Origin of the sequence: Cryobacterium psychrophilum, from assembly GCF_004365915.1 — a bacterium.
In the GTDB taxonomy this organism is placed as follows: domain Bacteria; phylum Actinomycetota; class Actinomycetes; order Actinomycetales; family Microbacteriaceae; genus Cryobacterium; species Cryobacterium psychrophilum.
Map to the genome: position 1 here is coordinate 3,191,407 of NZ_SODI01000001.1, position 14,732 is coordinate 3,206,138.

14 protein-coding genes are annotated in these 14,732 nt (G+C 65.0%); 12 read left to right on the top strand and 2 right to left on the bottom strand.

Translation table 11 applies throughout. The features are described from left to right. Positions 1-60: 60 nt before the first annotated feature. The 10 genes from EDD25_RS15030 (at position 61) to nadE (ending at position 10,857) form a co-directional block, all read left to right on the top strand. Positions 61-1,563, top strand: a complete 1,503-nt coding sequence (locus EDD25_RS15030; protein WP_134175562.1) for a CoA-acylating methylmalonate-semialdehyde dehydrogenase — start codon at positions 61-63, stop codon at positions 1,561-1,563. Beyond that, complete coding sequence (locus EDD25_RS15035) at positions 1,563-2,705, top strand: acyl-CoA dehydrogenase family protein (protein ID WP_134174413.1); 1,143 nt, start codon at positions 1,563-1,565, stop codon at positions 2,703-2,705. Before EDD25_RS15030 ends, EDD25_RS15035 begins: the two co-directional genes overlap by 1 nt. Beyond that, positions 2,702-3,790, top strand: a complete 1,089-nt coding sequence (locus EDD25_RS15040; protein WP_134174414.1) for an enoyl-CoA hydratase/isomerase family protein — start codon at positions 2,702-2,704, stop codon at positions 3,788-3,790. Before EDD25_RS15035 ends, EDD25_RS15040 begins: the two co-directional genes overlap by 4 nt. Before the next feature lie 13 nt (positions 3,791-3,803). Continuing rightward, positions 3,804-4,718, top strand: a complete 915-nt coding sequence (gene mmsB / locus EDD25_RS15045; RefSeq protein WP_134174416.1) for a 3-hydroxyisobutyrate dehydrogenase — start codon at positions 3,804-3,806, stop codon at positions 4,716-4,718. A gap of 72 nt (positions 4,719-4,790) precedes the next feature. Next, positions 4,791-5,573, top strand: a complete 783-nt coding sequence (locus tag EDD25_RS15050) for an electron transfer flavoprotein subunit beta/FixA family protein (RefSeq protein ID WP_134174418.1) — start codon at positions 4,791-4,793, stop codon at positions 5,571-5,573. Positions 5,574-5,588: 15 nt separating this feature from the next. After that, the gene (locus tag EDD25_RS15055; protein WP_134174420.1) at positions 5,589-6,560 is read left to right on the top strand and encodes an electron transfer flavoprotein subunit alpha/FixB family protein; all 972 of its coding nucleotides are present in this window, start codon (positions 5,589-5,591) and stop codon (positions 6,558-6,560) included. Between the two features lie 61 nt (positions 6,561-6,621). Continuing rightward, a complete protein-coding gene (locus EDD25_RS15060) occupies positions 6,622-7,569 on the top strand; it encodes a cytochrome b/b6 domain-containing protein (protein WP_241986406.1) in 948 nt (315 codons plus the stop codon). A 40-nt stretch (positions 7,570-7,609) separates the two neighbouring features. Further along, positions 7,610-8,146, top strand: coding sequence for a MarR family winged helix-turn-helix transcriptional regulator (locus tag EDD25_RS15065; protein ID WP_241986429.1), 537 nt, complete (start codon positions 7,610-7,612; stop codon positions 8,144-8,146). Positions 8,147-8,257: 111 nt separating this feature from the next. Then, positions 8,258-10,000 (top strand): AMP-binding protein, encoded by a 1,743-nt coding sequence (locus tag EDD25_RS15070; protein WP_277871690.1) that lies wholly within the window; start codon positions 8,258-8,260, stop codon positions 9,998-10,000. A gap of 35 nt (positions 10,001-10,035) precedes the next feature. Further along, positions 10,036-10,857 carry an ammonia-dependent NAD(+) synthetase gene (nadE, locus tag EDD25_RS15075; RefSeq protein ID WP_134174422.1) on the top strand — a complete coding sequence of 274 codons (822 nt, stop codon included), beginning with the start codon at positions 10,036-10,038 and terminating at the stop codon, positions 10,855-10,857. Between the two features lie 125 nt (positions 10,858-10,982). Here the strand turns inward: nadE and EDD25_RS15080 are convergent, their stop codons facing one another. Together EDD25_RS15080 and EDD25_RS15085 are read right to left on the bottom strand one after the other, a co-directional pair. After that, on the bottom strand, positions 10,983-11,792 hold the full coding sequence (locus EDD25_RS15080; protein ID WP_134174424.1) for a hypothetical protein: 810 nt from the start codon (positions 11,790-11,792) through the stop codon (positions 10,983-10,985). 71 nt (positions 11,793-11,863) lie between these two features. Further along, positions 11,864-12,142, bottom strand: coding sequence for a hypothetical protein (locus EDD25_RS15085; RefSeq protein WP_134174426.1), 279 nt, complete (start codon positions 12,140-12,142; stop codon positions 11,864-11,866). Between the two features lie 152 nt (positions 12,143-12,294). Here EDD25_RS15085 and EDD25_RS15090 point away from each other — a divergent pair, with 152 nt between their 5' ends. Continuing rightward, entirely contained in the window at positions 12,295-12,801 is a 507-nt protein-coding gene (locus EDD25_RS15090; RefSeq protein WP_134174428.1) for a DUF6993 domain-containing protein, read from the top strand. A gap of 232 nt (positions 12,802-13,033) precedes the next feature. Further along, a complete protein-coding gene (locus EDD25_RS15095) occupies positions 13,034-14,494 on the top strand; it encodes an AlbA family DNA-binding domain-containing protein (protein WP_134174430.1) in 1,461 nt (486 codons plus the stop codon). The last annotated feature ends 238 nt before the right edge of the window (positions 14,495-14,732 follow it).

The window sequence follows — 14,732 nt, forward strand, 5'->3', positions numbered from 1 at the left end:
CTTCCTAGTACATTGGCCTCATGCGCTCACCAGGGTGGTGGCATGAAGGGTAGTGACTCAATGGTTCGCGAATTGACGCATTTCATCGGTGGCCAACATGTAGCCGGATCATCGGGGCGGTTCAGCGACGTTTTCGATCCGAATACCGGACTCGTGCAGGCCAGGGTGCCGCTCGCGAGCACCGCGGAGATCGAGGCGGCCATCGCCAACGCCGAGGAGGCCCAGGTCGTCTGGGGCTCATGGAACCCGCAGCGTCGCGCCCGCGTTCTGTTGAAGTTCCTCGACCTGATCGCCAAAGACATGGATTCCCTCGCCCGACTGCTCTCCTCCGAGCACGGCAAGACCGTTGCCGATGCCAGGGGCGACATCCAGCGCGGCGTCGAGGTGATTGAATTCGCTGTCGGAGCACCGCACTTGCTCAAGGGCGAGTACACCGAGGGGGCCGGCACCGGAATCGACGTCTACTCGATGCGCCAGCCGCTCGGTGTGGTCGCAGGCATCACCCCCTTCAACTTTCCGGCGATGATCCCACTGTGGAAAATGGGCCCGGCGCTCGCCGCAGGCAACTCCTTCATCCTCAAGCCCTCCGAACGTGATCCCTCCGTTCCGTTACGCATCGCCGAACTATTCCTCGAGGCGGGACTGCCCGCCGGCGTGCTCAACGTGCTCAACGGCGACAAAGAGGCAGTGGATGCCCTGCTCACCGACGAGCGGGTCAAGGCCATCGGCTTCGTGGGCTCAACCCCCATCGCCCAATACATCTACCAGACAGCCGCGGCCGAGGGAAAACGAGCCCAGTGCTTCGGCGGTGCCAAGAACCACATGATCGTGATGCCCGACGCCGACCTCGACCAGGTCGCCGACGCCCTCATCGGTGCGGGCTACGGCTCGGCGGGGGAGCGCTGCATGGCGATCTCCGTCGCGGTTCCCGTGGGCAAGGAGACCGGTGACGCACTCGCAGCCAAACTGACCGAACGGGTGAAGGCGCTGACCATCGGCCACTCGCTCGACGAATCGGCCGATTACGGACCACTGATCAACCGCGAGGCCGTGACCCGGGTATCTGCGGCCATCCACGCCGGTATCAACGCGGGGGCCGAGCTGATCGCCGACGGTCGAGGCCATGCGGTTGCCGGGTATGAATCGGGCTTCTTCCTCGGACCGACCCTGTTCGATCACGTCACCACCGACATGGAGCTTTATCAGGAAGAGGTTTTCGGCCCGGTGCTCATCATCACCCGTGCCGATACGTATGAGGATGCCCTGGCCCTGGCCTCCGACCACAAATACGGCAACGGGGTGTCGATCTTCACGCGGGACGGCGACACGGCCCGCGACTTCAGCGCCCGGGTGCAAGTGGGGATGGTGGGCGTCAACGTGCCCATTCCCGTGCCGATCGCGTACCACACCTTCGGCGGCTGGAAGAAGTCAGGATTCGGTGACCTCAACCAGCATGGCCCCGATGCCTTCCGGTTCTACACCAAGACCAAGACGGTCACGTCCCGCTGGCCCTCCGGTATCAAAGAGGGTGCGAGCTTCGTCATGCCGCTGATGCACGAGTGATGACAGCCCTCACGGAAGACCAACAGGCCATTGTCGAGGCGGTTCGCGACTTCTCCCAGTCGGCACTGGCTCCGCACGCGGTCGAATGGGACCAGGCCAAACACTTCCCGGTTGACGTGCTGCGCCAGGCCGGTGAAATCGGGCTCGGCGGGATCTACGCCACCGACGACGTGGGCGGCTCGGGGCTCAGCCGTAGCGATGCCGTGCTCATCTTCGAGGAACTCGCCAAGGGCGACACGACGATCGCCGCGTACATCTCCATCCACAACATGGTGGTTTGGATGATCGACAGCTTCGGCACCGAAGCGCAGCGGCACCAGTGGGTGCCCCGGCTGACCACGATGGAGCACCTGGGAAGTTATTGCCTCACGGAGCCCGACGCGGGTTCCGATGCGGCCGCGCTCAAGACATCCGCTGTGCGAGACGGCGACGAGTTCGTGCTCAACGGGGTGAAGCAATTCATCTCGGGTGCCGGTACGTCGGCCGTCTACGTGGTCATGGCCCGTACCGGTGGAGCCGGGCCGAAAGGTATCAGCGCGATCATTGTGCCGGCCGATGCCGCGGGCCTCTCGTTCGGACCCAACGAGAAGAAGATGGGCTGGAACGCCCAGCCCACGCGCCAGGTGATCTTCGACAACGTGCGCGTGCCGGCACTGAACCTGCTCGGCGAGGACGGCGGCGGATTCACGATCGCCATGAAGAGTCTCAACGGCGGTCGGGTGAACATGGGCGCCTGCTCGCTCGGCGGCGCCCAATGGGCACTCGACCAGACCGTGCGCTACGTCAAAGAGCGCACGGCCTTCGGCAAACCACTTGCCGAGCAGCAGTCCCTCGTGTTCACCCTGGCCGACATGGAGACCGAACTGCAGGCCGCCCGTGGCCTGCTGCACCGGGCAGCGCTCGCCATCGACAACGACGACCCGGATGCCGCGTCACTGTGTGCCATGGCGAAACGCTTCGCGACGGATGTCTCCTTCACGGCAGCCAACTCGGCGCTGCAGCTGCACGGCGGCTATGGGTATCTCGCCGACTACGGCATCGAGAAGGTGGTGCGTGACCTGCGCGTGCACCAGATCCTCGAAGGAACCAACGAAATCATGCGCCTCATCGTGGGGCGCGCACTCCTGGAGGGTCCCGCATGAGCGAACACGTTACGCCAGAGTCCGAGGTTCTCTGTACCCGCGACGGGCGGGTGGGGCACCTGAGCCTGAACCGACCGAGAGCGATCAACGCGCTCACCCACACCATGGTGAACCTGCTGCAGTCTGCCCTCGACGAGTGGGCCGACGACGACTCGGTGCAGACGATCCTGCTCACCGGGAGCGGCGAACGCGGCCTGTGCGCCGGGGGCGACATCGTGTCGCTGTATCAGGACGCGCTCTCCGGAGACGGGCGGGAAGCCGCCCGGTTCTGGGCCGATGAGTACCGGCTCAATGCCGCGATCAACAGCTACCCCAAGCCGTACGTCGCCCTGATGGACGGCGTCGTGCTCGGCGGAGGCGTTGGTGTGTCCGCCCACGCCTCCCATCGGATCGTGACGGAGAGATCGAAGATCGGCATGCCGGAGACCGCGATCGGGTTCGTTCCCGACGTCGGCGGTACTTGGCTGCTCTCGCACACCCCGGGGGAACTCGGCACGTACCTCGCCCTGACCGCAGGGATGGTGGGCGCCGGGGACGCGATTGCCCTCGGTCTCGCCGACACGTTCGTGCCGTCGAGCCGCATCCCGGAGCTGATCGCACTGCTCGCCACGACAACGGCTGACGAGGCCATTGCCGCCGTGTGCGCGCTGGCCCCTGAGGCACCGTTGCTGGCCGAGCGGGACTGGATCGACGCGGCCTTCGCCGGCGACAGCATGGCGCAGATTCTCGACCGTCTGAAGAACTCACCGCTGGGTGCGGCCCGGGACACGTTCGAACGCATCGCATCGAAATCACCGACGGCGCTCGCCGCGACGCTCGACTCACTGCGCCGGGTCGTTCACCTGGATTCCCTGGAGGCCGCACTGCGCCAGGAATATCGGGTGACGCTCCGCGCCTTCCTGACCCCGGACTTCGCCGAGGGCGTGCGGGCCCAGGTGATCGACAAGGATCGCACTCCGCACTGGATTCCGGCGACCCTAGACGAGGTCGACCCGGCCGCCGTCACGGCATTCTTTGAACCGCTCGACGATGCCGAGCTTGACCTCCCCGACCGCTCACCTCGAGCTGCCGCTACAACGTCGTAGAAAAGAGACGCACATGACCACCTCGATAGCATTCCTCGGACTGGGGCACATGGGCGGTCCCATGGCTGCCAACCTCGTCGCGGCCGGGTACGCGGTAACGGGCTTCGACCTCATGCCCGCTGCCGTGAGCTCGGCACGCGAGGCGGGCATCACGGTGGCCGAGAGCGCAGCGGCTGCCGTGGCATCCGCCGACATCGTCATCACCATGCTGCCCGCCGGTCGCCATGTGATTTCTGCCTACACGGGCACGGCCGAGGAGCCGGGGCTGCTTGCCGTCGCGCGCCCCGGCACCCTGTTCATCGACTCCTCCACCATTGCCGTCGACGACGCACGAGCGGCGCATGACCTCGCGGTCGCCGCGGGCCATCACGGCATGGATGCGCCGGTGTCCGGCGGCGTCGTCGGCGCAGAGGCCGGCACGCTCGCCTTCATGGTGGGCGGCTCAGACGCGGACTTCGCCACGGCGCTGCCGGTGCTGGAGGCACTGGGCAAGCGCATCGTGCACTGCGGGGGCTCCGGGCTGGGTCAGGCCGCCAAGGTGTGCAACAACATGATCCTGGGCATCTCGATGATCGCGGTGAGCGAAGCCTTCGTGCTCGGTGAGAAACTCGGTCTCAGCCACCAGTCACTCTTCGATGTGGCGTCGAATGCCTCAGGTCAATGCTGGGCGCTCACGACGAACTGCCCGGTGCCCGGCCCGGTTGCGGCGAGTCCCGCCAATCGTGACTACACGCCCGGCTTCACCGGAGCCCTGATGGCCAAGGATCTGGGACTCGCTGAGGAGGCGCTCGCGTCCACGGGTGTGACGGCCCGGATGGGTTCACTGGCGAGCGAGATGTACCGACGCTTCGCTGACGGCGAGGGTGCAACGACCGACTTCTCGGGAATCATCAACGACATTCGCGAACGCAGCGCGGACCCCACCTGAGTTATCGCGGTTCCTAGTAATTAGTAGCACTTCCTAGTACGTTTGGCAGGGTTGAGACTCGAGGAGCATCGCATGAAAATCGTTGTACTGGTGAAACAGGTCCCCGACACGTGGGGCGAGCGCAAGCTGAACCCCGAGAGCGGCCGCGTGGATCGCGACGCGACGGATCGCGTCATCGATGAGATCGGGGAACGCGCCATCGAAGTGGCCCTGACCTATCGTGACGCGCACAAAGGCACTGAGGTCGTCGTGCTCTCGATGGGACCGGCCTCCGTCACGGCGGCCCTGCGCAAGGCACTCTCCATGGGCGCCGATTCCGCCATCCATGTGCTTGACGATGCACTCGTCGGCGCCGATGTCGGCTGGACCTCCCGGGCTCTGGCCGCGGCCATCACCCGCTCGGGCTGCGATCTTGTCGTTGGCGGAAACGAATCCACCGACGGCCGCGGAGGTGTCGTTCCCGCCATGATTGCCGAGCACCTTGGCCGCCCGCACCTGGGCTTCCTCAACACCGTGGAACTGACCGACGCGCAGGTGGCCGGAGAACGCTCCACGGAGTCGGGTCTGCTCCGGGCACACTGTCCCCTGCCCGCCGTCATCTCGGTCACCGAATCCCTCCCAGAGGCGAGGTTTCCGAACTTCAAGGGCATCCTCACGGCCAAGAAGAAGCCGCTTGAGGTGCTCTCCCTGCGCGACCTCGGCCTCGACCCGGCCTCATCCTTCGACGGCATGGCGCGCTCCCGCGTCGTGACCACGAGCGCCAGGCCGGCGCGCAGCGCGGGAACCATCACGGTCGATTCGGGCAACGCCGCCGTCGAACTGGCCGACTTTCTTGCCGCCGAACGTCTGATCTAGTCGAAGGAACCGCACATGACGAATATCCTGACTCTCATCGACCTCTCGGCCACGGGCGAAATCGAGAACACGGCTGCCGGCCTTCTCGCGGCGGCGGGCCGGCTCGGCACCCCGGTGGCCGTGGTCACCGTCACCCCAGGGGACGGCGACGACCTGGCCTCACGTCTTGGCCGCCTCGGCGCCGAAGCGGTCTATCTCGCCGAAAGCGATGAGCGAACCACTCTGTTCCTCGGGCCGGAGACCGAAGCCCTCGCTGCCGCCGCGGCCGTGTACTCGCCCGCAGCCGTTCTCCTCTCGGGAACGGCAGGCGGCCGGGAGATTGCCGGCCGTGTGGCCGTGCGACTTCGCGCGGGCCTCATCGTCGACGCGGTCGGCCTCCGCACGGACGACGGGGCGATTTATGCGGAGCATTCCGTCTTCGGCGGTGCCTACACGGTCGAGTCCACCGTGGACGGAGGACTGGCCGTGGTCACGGTTCGCCCCGGCGCGAGTGATGATCCAGCCGCGCCATCCACTCCCGCGGTGACCCGTGCCACCGTTTCCGTGGATGCGTCCCGCTACGCGACCATTGATGAGATCGAGCACAAGCGCGCAGAATCCACCCGGCCCGAACTCCGCGGCGCGACAACGGTCGTGTCCGGCGGTCGCGGCCTCGGCTCCAAGGAAAATTTCGCCCTCGTCGAGCAGCTCGCCGATGCGCTCGGGGCGGCTGTCGGAGCGTCCCGAGCGGCCGTGGATGCGGGCTACGTCGTGCAATCAGCTCAGGTCGGCCAGACCGGTGTCACCGTCTCACCCCAGCTCTATATCGCCCTCGGCATCTCGGGTGCGATCCAGCATCGAGCGGGCATGCAAACGGCAAAGACGATTGTGGCCATCAACAAGGACGCGGATGCGCCCATCTTCGACGTGGCAGACTTTGGCATTGTCGGCGACGTCTTCACCGTCGTCCCGCAACTCATTGATGTCCTGCGGGACCGCGCTCAGTAGCGAGGTCTGCTGGTCCGCTGCGACCGAACCTTGAACGACTATTTCGAAAGGCCCTGGTCTCGTGACCCGCTCACCCGCATCCGTTGTGACCCGCACTCAGTGGTTCAAACACCGGTGGTTCAAGCTTCTGTGGATCGTTCCCGCCGCCGTCGCGGCACTGGTGTTCGTCGTGCTCGCGGCCCAGTGGGTGCGGGACCTCGCCCCCGTGCGCGCCTTTCTGGAGCAGTATCCGGGGGAGTCCGAGCTTCCCGCTGACGCGCCAGTGGGCTTTCCCGCGTGGCTCGCGTGGCAACACTTTCTCAGCTCGTTCTTTTTGCTGTTGATCATCCGAACAGGGTGGACGGTGCGCACCAACAAGCGGCCGGCGGCGCACTGGACGCGCCAGAACTCCGGGGTTCTCCGCACCAGGAACCCGCCGACGCGAATCAGCCTCGATCTCTGGCTTCATCTCAGCCTCGACGCGCTCTGGGTGCTCAACGGAATCGTGTTCTACGTGCTTATTTTCGCCACGGGCCAGTGGCTGCGCCTCGTGCCGATTCACTGGGACGTCTTTCCCAACGCCCTGTCGGCGGCGCTGCAATACGCATCCCTGAACTGGCCCACCGAGGACGGTTGGGTCAACTACAACAGCCTGCAGCTGCTGGCCTACTTCACGGTCGTGTTCATCGCCTCTCCGTTGGCCATTGTGAGCGGCCTGCGCATGTCGGGGGCGTGGCCGCGCGCTGCCGCGCGTCTGAACGCGATCTACCCCATTCGGCTGGCCCGGGCCGTGCACCTGCCCGTCATGATCTTTTTCGTGGGCTTCATCGTCGTGCATGTCACCCTGGTTCTGGCCACCGGTGCCCTGCGCAACCTCAATCACATGTATGCGGCGCGCAGCGAGGACTCGTGGGTCGGCTTCTGGTTCTTCGCCGCCTCCCTCGTGGTCATGGCCGTCGCCTGGGTGGGGCTCCGGCCAGTGGTACTTCGCCCGATTGCGGCGCTGACCGGGTCCGTCACCCGGCGCTAGCCGTGAGGCAGGGTAGCGTTTAACAAAAGTGGAAGGACTGCTGGTGACATCTCTACCGATGGATCCCATCGCGGAGGCCCGGCGTCAGTGGCTTGCGCACGGTTGGGACGAAGCCGCCGACGGCATGGCCGCCGTCACGAGCATCATGCGTGCGCAGCAGCTGATGCTCGCGCGGGTGCAGTCAACCCTGAAGCCCTTTGGGCTTTCCTTCGCGCGCTTTGAGATGCTCGCCCTGCTGGGCTTCACCCGGGGCGGGGCGCTCCCCATGGCGAGTGCGAGTGTGAGGTTGCAGGTGCACCCCACCAGCGTCACGAATACCGTCGATCGGCTTGAGCGTGACGGCCTGGTGCGCCGCGAACCGCACCCCACCGACGGGCGTGCAACGCTCGTGGTGATCACGGATGCCGGCCGGGCTCTGTCTGCGGAGACATCGGCTCGGCTGAACTCCGAGGTGTTTTCGCAGCCCGGCCTGTCGTCCGACGACGTCACCGGTCTCGTGCGCATCCTGGCGAGGCTGCGACGAGACGCGGGGGATTTCAGCGATCCGACGCCGACGCCCGCACCGCTCTCCGACTGACACGGAAAATACTAGGAAGCCCTAGTTATTTCCGGCCCCGGCCCGCTAGATTGGGCACTGCGGCAATGCTGCCGCGGAATTCTGCATGTGTTTCCCAGGAGATGAAAACGGATGACCCACCTCACGACTCGCACGTCCATGACCAGCACGGCAAACTATCGAGCGGCGAGGGACCAGCTCATCGGGTTGCGCGAAGAGCACGGTCGGGCGGCGACGGAGTTCGTGTGGCCGGATGTCGGCCAGGCATTCAACTGGGCGACGGACTGGTTTGACGTCATCGCGGAGGGCAACGACAAGATTGCTTTGTGGATCATTGAGGAAGACGGCACCGAACAGAAGGTCAGCTTTGCCGACATGGCCCGGCGTTCGGACCGGGTCGCCACCTGGATGAAGCACCGGGGCGTCACACACGGCGACCACGTGATGCTGATGCTCGGCAACCAGGTGGAGTTGTGGGAGGCCATGCTCGCGATCATGAAGCTGGGGGCGGTCATCCTGCCCACGTCCACCGTTCTCGGCACGGCCGACCTGGCCGACCGCGTCGCCCGGGCGAAGGTGCACCATGTGCTGGCGAATGTCGGCGACACCGAGAAATTTGCAGAGATCCCAGGCGACTACTCGCGCTTCTGTATCGGCGGTGAGGCGGCCGGATGGTCCCGGTATTCCGATGCCTACTCGGTGCCTGCGGAGAAACTACCGCCGGTGGTGAGTTCGGGCGACCCTTCGCTCATCTACTTCACGTCGGGAACCACGAATAAGCCCAAAATGGTGTTGCACACCCAGACGTCCTACCCGGTGGGGCACCTCACGACCATGTACTGGCTCGGTCTGCGCCCCGACGATGTGCACCTGGCGATCAGTTCTCCCGGCTGGGGCAAGCATGCGTGGAGCAGCTTCTTCTCGCCATGGATCGCCGAGGCCACGGTCTTCGTCTACAACTACGTGAAGTTCGATCCGAAGGCGCTCCTGGCGCAACTCGACCGCGCCCAGGCCACCTCGTTCTGCGCCCCGCCGACGGTGTGGCGCATGCTGATCCAGTCCGACCTGGGGGCGAGGCCGCAGAGCCTTCGTGAACTCCTGTCGGCCGGAGAGCCCCTCAACCCAGAGGTTATCAAGCAGGTGCAGCTCTCCTGGGGTCTCACCATTCGCGACGGCTACGGGCAGACAGAGACCACGGCCATCGTGGGGCACGGCCCGGGCTCCACCATGAAGCACGGTTCGATGGGACTTCCCCTGCCCGGTGTTGTGATTGCCCTGATCGATCCGATTACCGGCGCGGTCACCGACGAGGGCGAGATCTGCCTGGACCTGGCACACACCCCGGTGAACCTCATGGCGAGATACCACGACGATATCGAACGCAGCGCCGACGCGATTCGTGATGGCTTCTTCCACACGGGCGATGTTGCCCGACGGGACACCGACGGCTGCCTGACGTTCATTGGACGCACGGATGACGTCTTCAAGTCCTCCGACTTCAAGGTCTCGCCGTTTGAGGTCGAGAGCGTGCTCCTGGAGCATCCTGCGGTGGCCGAAGCCGCGGTCGTGCCGGCACCAGACGCGACTCGCCTCAACATTCCCAAGGCCTATATCGCCCTTGCCGCCGGGTGGGAGGACAACGCCGACACCGCGCTTGCCGTGTTGCGGCACGCGCGCCTGAGCCTGCCGCCCTATATGCGGGTGCGCCGATTGGAATTTCGGGAGCTGCCCAAGACCAGCTCGGGAAAGATTCGTCGGGTGGAATTGCGCCTCCGGGAAGAAGCCGCAGCAGCGGCGGGCACAAAGCTCGCCGCGGAATGGTGTGACGATGAGTTTCCCGAGCTGAAAGGCCACGACAGGCCAGACGCTCGCTGAGTTCGAAGAGTCGGCGGCCGTTGGTAGATTGAAACATGCGAGAACTTCAGGCGCGAATCATCGCGGACCTCAACGTTTCATCCACCATCGACCCGGCCGCCGAAGTGCGGCGGCGTGTCACCTTTCTCAAGGACTACCTGCGCAGCAGCGGAGCGACCGGATTCGTGCTGGGTATCAGCGGGGGGCAGGACTCGTCTCTTGCCGGCCGGTTGTGCTCCCTGGCCGTCGCTGAGCTTGCGGCCGAGGGACGGGACGCCACGTTCCTGGCCGTGCGCCTGCCCTACGCGGTGCAGCGCGATGAGGAGGATGCCCAGCTCGCGCTCGACTTCATCACGCCGAGCGAGCTCGTCACCTTCAACATCGAGCAGCCGGTCGTGGGTTTCGAAGAGCAGTATGCACAGAGCACCGGAACGGCGATGTCCGACTTCACCAAGGGCAACGTCAAAGCCAGGGCCCGCATGATCGCCCAGTTCGCCCTGGCCGGTCAGCGTGGTTTTCTCGTGGTCGGCACCGACCATGCGGCGGAGGCCATCACGGGATTCTTCACCAAGTTCGGCGACGGGGGCACCGACGTGCTACCCCTCACCGGACTCACCAAGCGCCAGGGACGCGCCCTTCTCGTGGAACTCGGCGCGCCGGAGCAGCTCTACCTCAAGCTGCCGACGGCGGATCTGCTCGATCACAATCCCGGTCAGACCGACGAGGCGAACCTCGGCCTGACCTACGAGAACATCGACGACTACCTTGAAGGCAAGCCCGTGGCCGTCGAGGTCGCCGACGCCCTGGAGCTGCGGTATCGGTCCACCGAGCACAAGCGGCGTGTTCCGCCGTCGCTCTTCGAGGACTGGTGGCGCTAGGTGTACTGAGGCGGCAGGGCGTTGACCTGCCGCCAGAGCCCAGCCAATAACGGAGCGGTCAAGAGAAAATGCCCGGTCGCTGGCGTTAACCAGCGATCGGGCCTTGCTCTGATCAGGCGGCGGTATTAGGCCTGTGGTGCCTGCGATGACGGGGATGTGGCGGAGCGGTTGAGCGCGTCGGGGGAGCGCACGGCCAGGGCATCGACATCGTCGAGCAGGCGCTGCGTCTCGATCGAGGCGGGCGTAGGGGCGTAGGGCGCGGTCGCGTCGATCGCCGAGCCGTTGTACAGCGGGGCCGGGGTGATCGGCTCGTAGCCGACGGCCCCCGAGGTGCGGGCGTTGCTGTTGGCGGCGTTGTTGGTGCCGCCCTGGTACTGGTTGTGGTGCTGCTCGGCCACCCACGCATCCTGCTCGGCAAGCAGGCTCTTGTCGGATTGGGAGTTCTGCAGCACCCAGCGGTCCAGATCGCCCTGGAAGATTTTGCGAGCCCGCGCCGGACGCTTCTGCCAGTCAATCAGGCGGTCACGAAACTCAAGCAGAGCCGGCTCGAGCTGGTACCCAAAGGTGGCGGACGTGCGCTTGAGCTCGGCGAGCTGGTGTGCCGACCAGTTGGCGGCGACGCCGGAGCCCTTCATCGGCAGCAGTCGAACCTGAATGTCGGCCTGCCCCACGGCCCGGTCACTCATGACCTGTTCCTGCGGGGTCAGCGAATTCCAGACGGATGCCTCGGTAGCGGCATCCACCAGGGTCGCGATGGCGGCGGTGCGGATCTCCCGATCGCGCTGATCAATCATGCGGCGAATCGTCGCGCGGAAGATCAGGGCGGTGATCACGCTCGCGATGACAATCGCGATAACGAACAGCACCGCGCTGAAAACGACGGGCTCGGTGCTGGCGGCCGTAAGCCAAGATACGAAGTTATTCCACAGGTCCATGAGCCGCACTTTACCGGTGCGAAACGACGAATCTGCGTAACCGTGCGGCGTGCCTGCACGATTCGGTTAAATCATCGAAAACAGTCCGTCGCGTCGTCGAGACGGCAGAACAAACCCAGCGGGACCGTCCGGGAGGCGAAGACGAGGCGACGGGCGGAAAATCGGTCGCCGTCGGCATCCGTTTGCCGTTCAATGTGACCGAGAACGGCTCCGGAGCGGTTCACGACCCGCCAAAGACCGGCGCGTACCGGAACCAGGGACAGGGTGCTGGTGCGGGGAGAACTCTGTTCGATCATGTCTACCTCCGAGATGTCGGCCGTGGGTGTTTCTTCGATAGTAGAAAGGGGCACCGACATTGGCTTGACGACGTGAAGTCCTCCACACCCCTCAGCCATCCCGGGGTGGCCACGAGAACGGATGCCGACGGGGCCCGTTCCGCTTCGCGCAGCCGGCCACTCTAGACTCGGGGTGCGCCCACAAACGTGGCCGTGGAAGGACGCGCATGCGCATCGCACGACACGCACACCGCCCCCGGCTCTTGGTGGGAACGGTGCTTGTTCTTCTGGCCCTGCCTCTCGCGGGGTGCGCCGCGCTTTCCCCGAATCCGAATCCGAGTCCGGCTCCGAGCTCGCCGTCGACCACGTCCACGGCCGCCGCCTCCGCGACTCCGACCGCGACGCCGACGCTGGCGCCGGAGCAGAGCGCGGAAGCAAACCTCGCCTACTTTGACTCCATCGCCAGTGCCGTGGCAGAGACGAACCCCGTCGATGGCCGTGCCTATGTGGACGCGCTTGTGGCTGGCGGCTTCGACAAGGGGGCGATGCAGCTGAGCTTTGACCGCACGCATGTGGACCTCGCGGCCGATTCCGTCGAATTCTCCGTTCTCTTCAACGATGAGTGCCTGATCGGGCAGCGCGGGCCGGCCACCGGGGGATATCACAGCATGGCTGCGGCGGTTCTCGGCTCTGGAACGTGTCTTCTCGGGGTCACTCGCCCACTAGACGGGTAAACACTGTGACCGAATTCATCCGGCCACACGTAGTACAGGTCTGATTCTCGGAAATCCCCGGATCCACGCCGCGAAGACTGGGGCGAGGAACGACGGGCGGCGGCCCGGAGCAACAGAAAAGCCCGCCGGGCGGGCAGGGCAAGGGTCCCAACCGATACGGCCGGCGACGTGAATATCGCTGTGCGGGGAAGTCTTCGCTGCGGCGCGGTGATCCGTCCGTCAGTATGGTGCCATGAGTCCAGAGAATCGTCGGTCCGACGAACTTCGATCAAGCACACGGGCGTTGCTCGCGGCAGGTGAGCAGCCGCACATCGAGTTCAAGAGCATTGTGGTCAAAAGTGCCATTGCGAAGCAAGTTGCATCCGGGGCGAACTACGTCGCTTTTCAGCCTGCCGCCGAAGTCCACACAATTATCTTTGGAGTGGCGGAAGAGGATAACGCGGCTACCGGGGTCACGGTTGGGTCAATCGTCGGACTGTTCTCGGAGGCCGGTGGCCCCGCTGACCTTGACTCGCTCCAGCTTCAGATTGAACAGACGATCCACTCCAACGTGCGGCCTCAGCCAAAAATTGCGATCTACCAGGAGAACGTATCGACCGCACCGATTCTGGTTCTGGAAGTACGGCCCACGTCGGCGCCGCATGTCGTCGATGAGCGGTGGCTCATGCGGGGCGTGGGCGGAGTGCGCGCCATGAGCCAGGCCGAGGCGCTTCAGATATTCAAGCGCCAACGATTATCTGCATGGATTGATGAATTCGGGGACAGCGACCCACTCAAGCGGGCGCTCGCCGGAATCCAACACTCGATCGACGATCTCCGGTTGGCGCAATTCCCGACGGAGCCGTCGGATGCTGTCGGCGGTCTCGTGAACGCATCCGTTGACACCGTCAGCGACTCCCTGCAATCGATTGATTTCAAGGTCGGTGAAGTGATGGATGCCCTCGTGGAAGTGAACCAGAGAGTGCTGGAGCCCACCGGAACCGCTCGCGACGTCACGGCCGAACAGGCGTGGGCGACGGTGACGGATTCCAGGCAGCTGCGGATGCACACCATCTATCTCTGCGCCTCGAGCCTGGGTGCACAGCGGGTCGCCCTGCTGGATGGACTCTTCTGCGAATTTCTTGGCGCGACTGCCGAATATTCCGCGTTCGCTCAGAATCTCGCGGAATCGGCCGTCTATCGGATGATTCGTCGCGCCGGAGAAGGCCTCTCGAAGGAGCTGAACGCTGCCGCCGACCTCATATCTGCCGCGCTGTGGAGGCGCAATGGGATGCCGCCACAGTTCGGATTTGATTGGCTCGACGAGGTGCGCCGTACCGAAGACCTGCTCTCGGAAGCACAGGGATTGCGTTCGCCACTTTTCGGTGACGACCGGGTTGGTGGCGTTGATGCCGAGTCCGGAGTGTTGGAGCTGCCCGGCGTTTCGGTTGAAATGGTTCTCAGAGCGCTGGACGGTGCTCTGAGCCTGAACCAGAAGCTTATGAGCGTTCGCACGCCGACGGGCGTGTATTGGTGGGCTGTGCCTGAGTCGTGTTCCATTTGGCCCGTGGTCTTTGCGCCGGGCGTGCGAATCGATGTGGACGCTGTAGCTGAGATGCCCACGGTATCCGCGGCGATCTCGACGCTTGTTTCCCGCAGCGGAGGTTCGAGCTGGTGCGTCGAAGGACCGGGTGTGGCGATTCCGACGTCGTAGCGCCGGCTCAGAGCCCGGGCATCGGTATGGTCGACGACGAAGCGGCGGCCCGGGGGTTGTCCCGCTGCTTGCCGCCGGACTTTCCGTTATCCTCGATAGGTAGCCACTATTTGCCGCCCCTCCCGCTTGCGAGCGCGTAGAGGTCGGCGTTCTGCCCGGCGATAGGCGTAGAGACGGCGCTCTCCCGCGAGAGGCGCACCTACACGACTGCCCTCAATTTTGATCTCATCCACACAAC

Coding starts and splice junctions, on each gene's coding strand:
- nadE (WP_134174422.1), top strand. CDS start 10,036: ATGCGAGAACTTCAGGCGCGAATCATCGCGGACCTCAACGTTTCATCC.
- EDD25_RS15080 (WP_134174424.1), bottom strand. CDS start 11,792: ATGGACCTGTGGAATAACTTCGTATCTTGGCTTACGGCCGCCAGCACC.
- EDD25_RS15030 (WP_134175562.1), top strand. CDS start 61: ATGGTTCGCGAATTGACGCATTTCATCGGTGGCCAACATGTAGCCGGA.
- EDD25_RS15050 (WP_134174418.1), top strand. CDS start 4,791: ATGAAAATCGTTGTACTGGTGAAACAGGTCCCCGACACGTGGGGCGAG.
- EDD25_RS15070 (WP_277871690.1), top strand. CDS start 8,258: ATGACCCACCTCACGACTCGCACGTCCATGACCAGCACGGCAAACTAT.
- mmsB (WP_134174416.1), top strand. CDS start 3,804: ATGACCACCTCGATAGCATTCCTCGGACTGGGGCACATGGGCGGTCCC.
- EDD25_RS15090 (WP_134174428.1), top strand. CDS start 12,295: ATGCGCATCGCACGACACGCACACCGCCCCCGGCTCTTGGTGGGAACG.
- EDD25_RS15040 (WP_134174414.1), top strand. CDS start 2,702: ATGAGCGAACACGTTACGCCAGAGTCCGAGGTTCTCTGTACCCGCGAC.
- EDD25_RS15035 (WP_134174413.1), top strand. CDS start 1,563: ATGACAGCCCTCACGGAAGACCAACAGGCCATTGTCGAGGCGGTTCGC.
- EDD25_RS15095 (WP_134174430.1), top strand. CDS start 13,034: ATGAGTCCAGAGAATCGTCGGTCCGACGAACTTCGATCAAGCACACGG.
- EDD25_RS15055 (WP_134174420.1), top strand. CDS start 5,589: ATGACGAATATCCTGACTCTCATCGACCTCTCGGCCACGGGCGAAATC.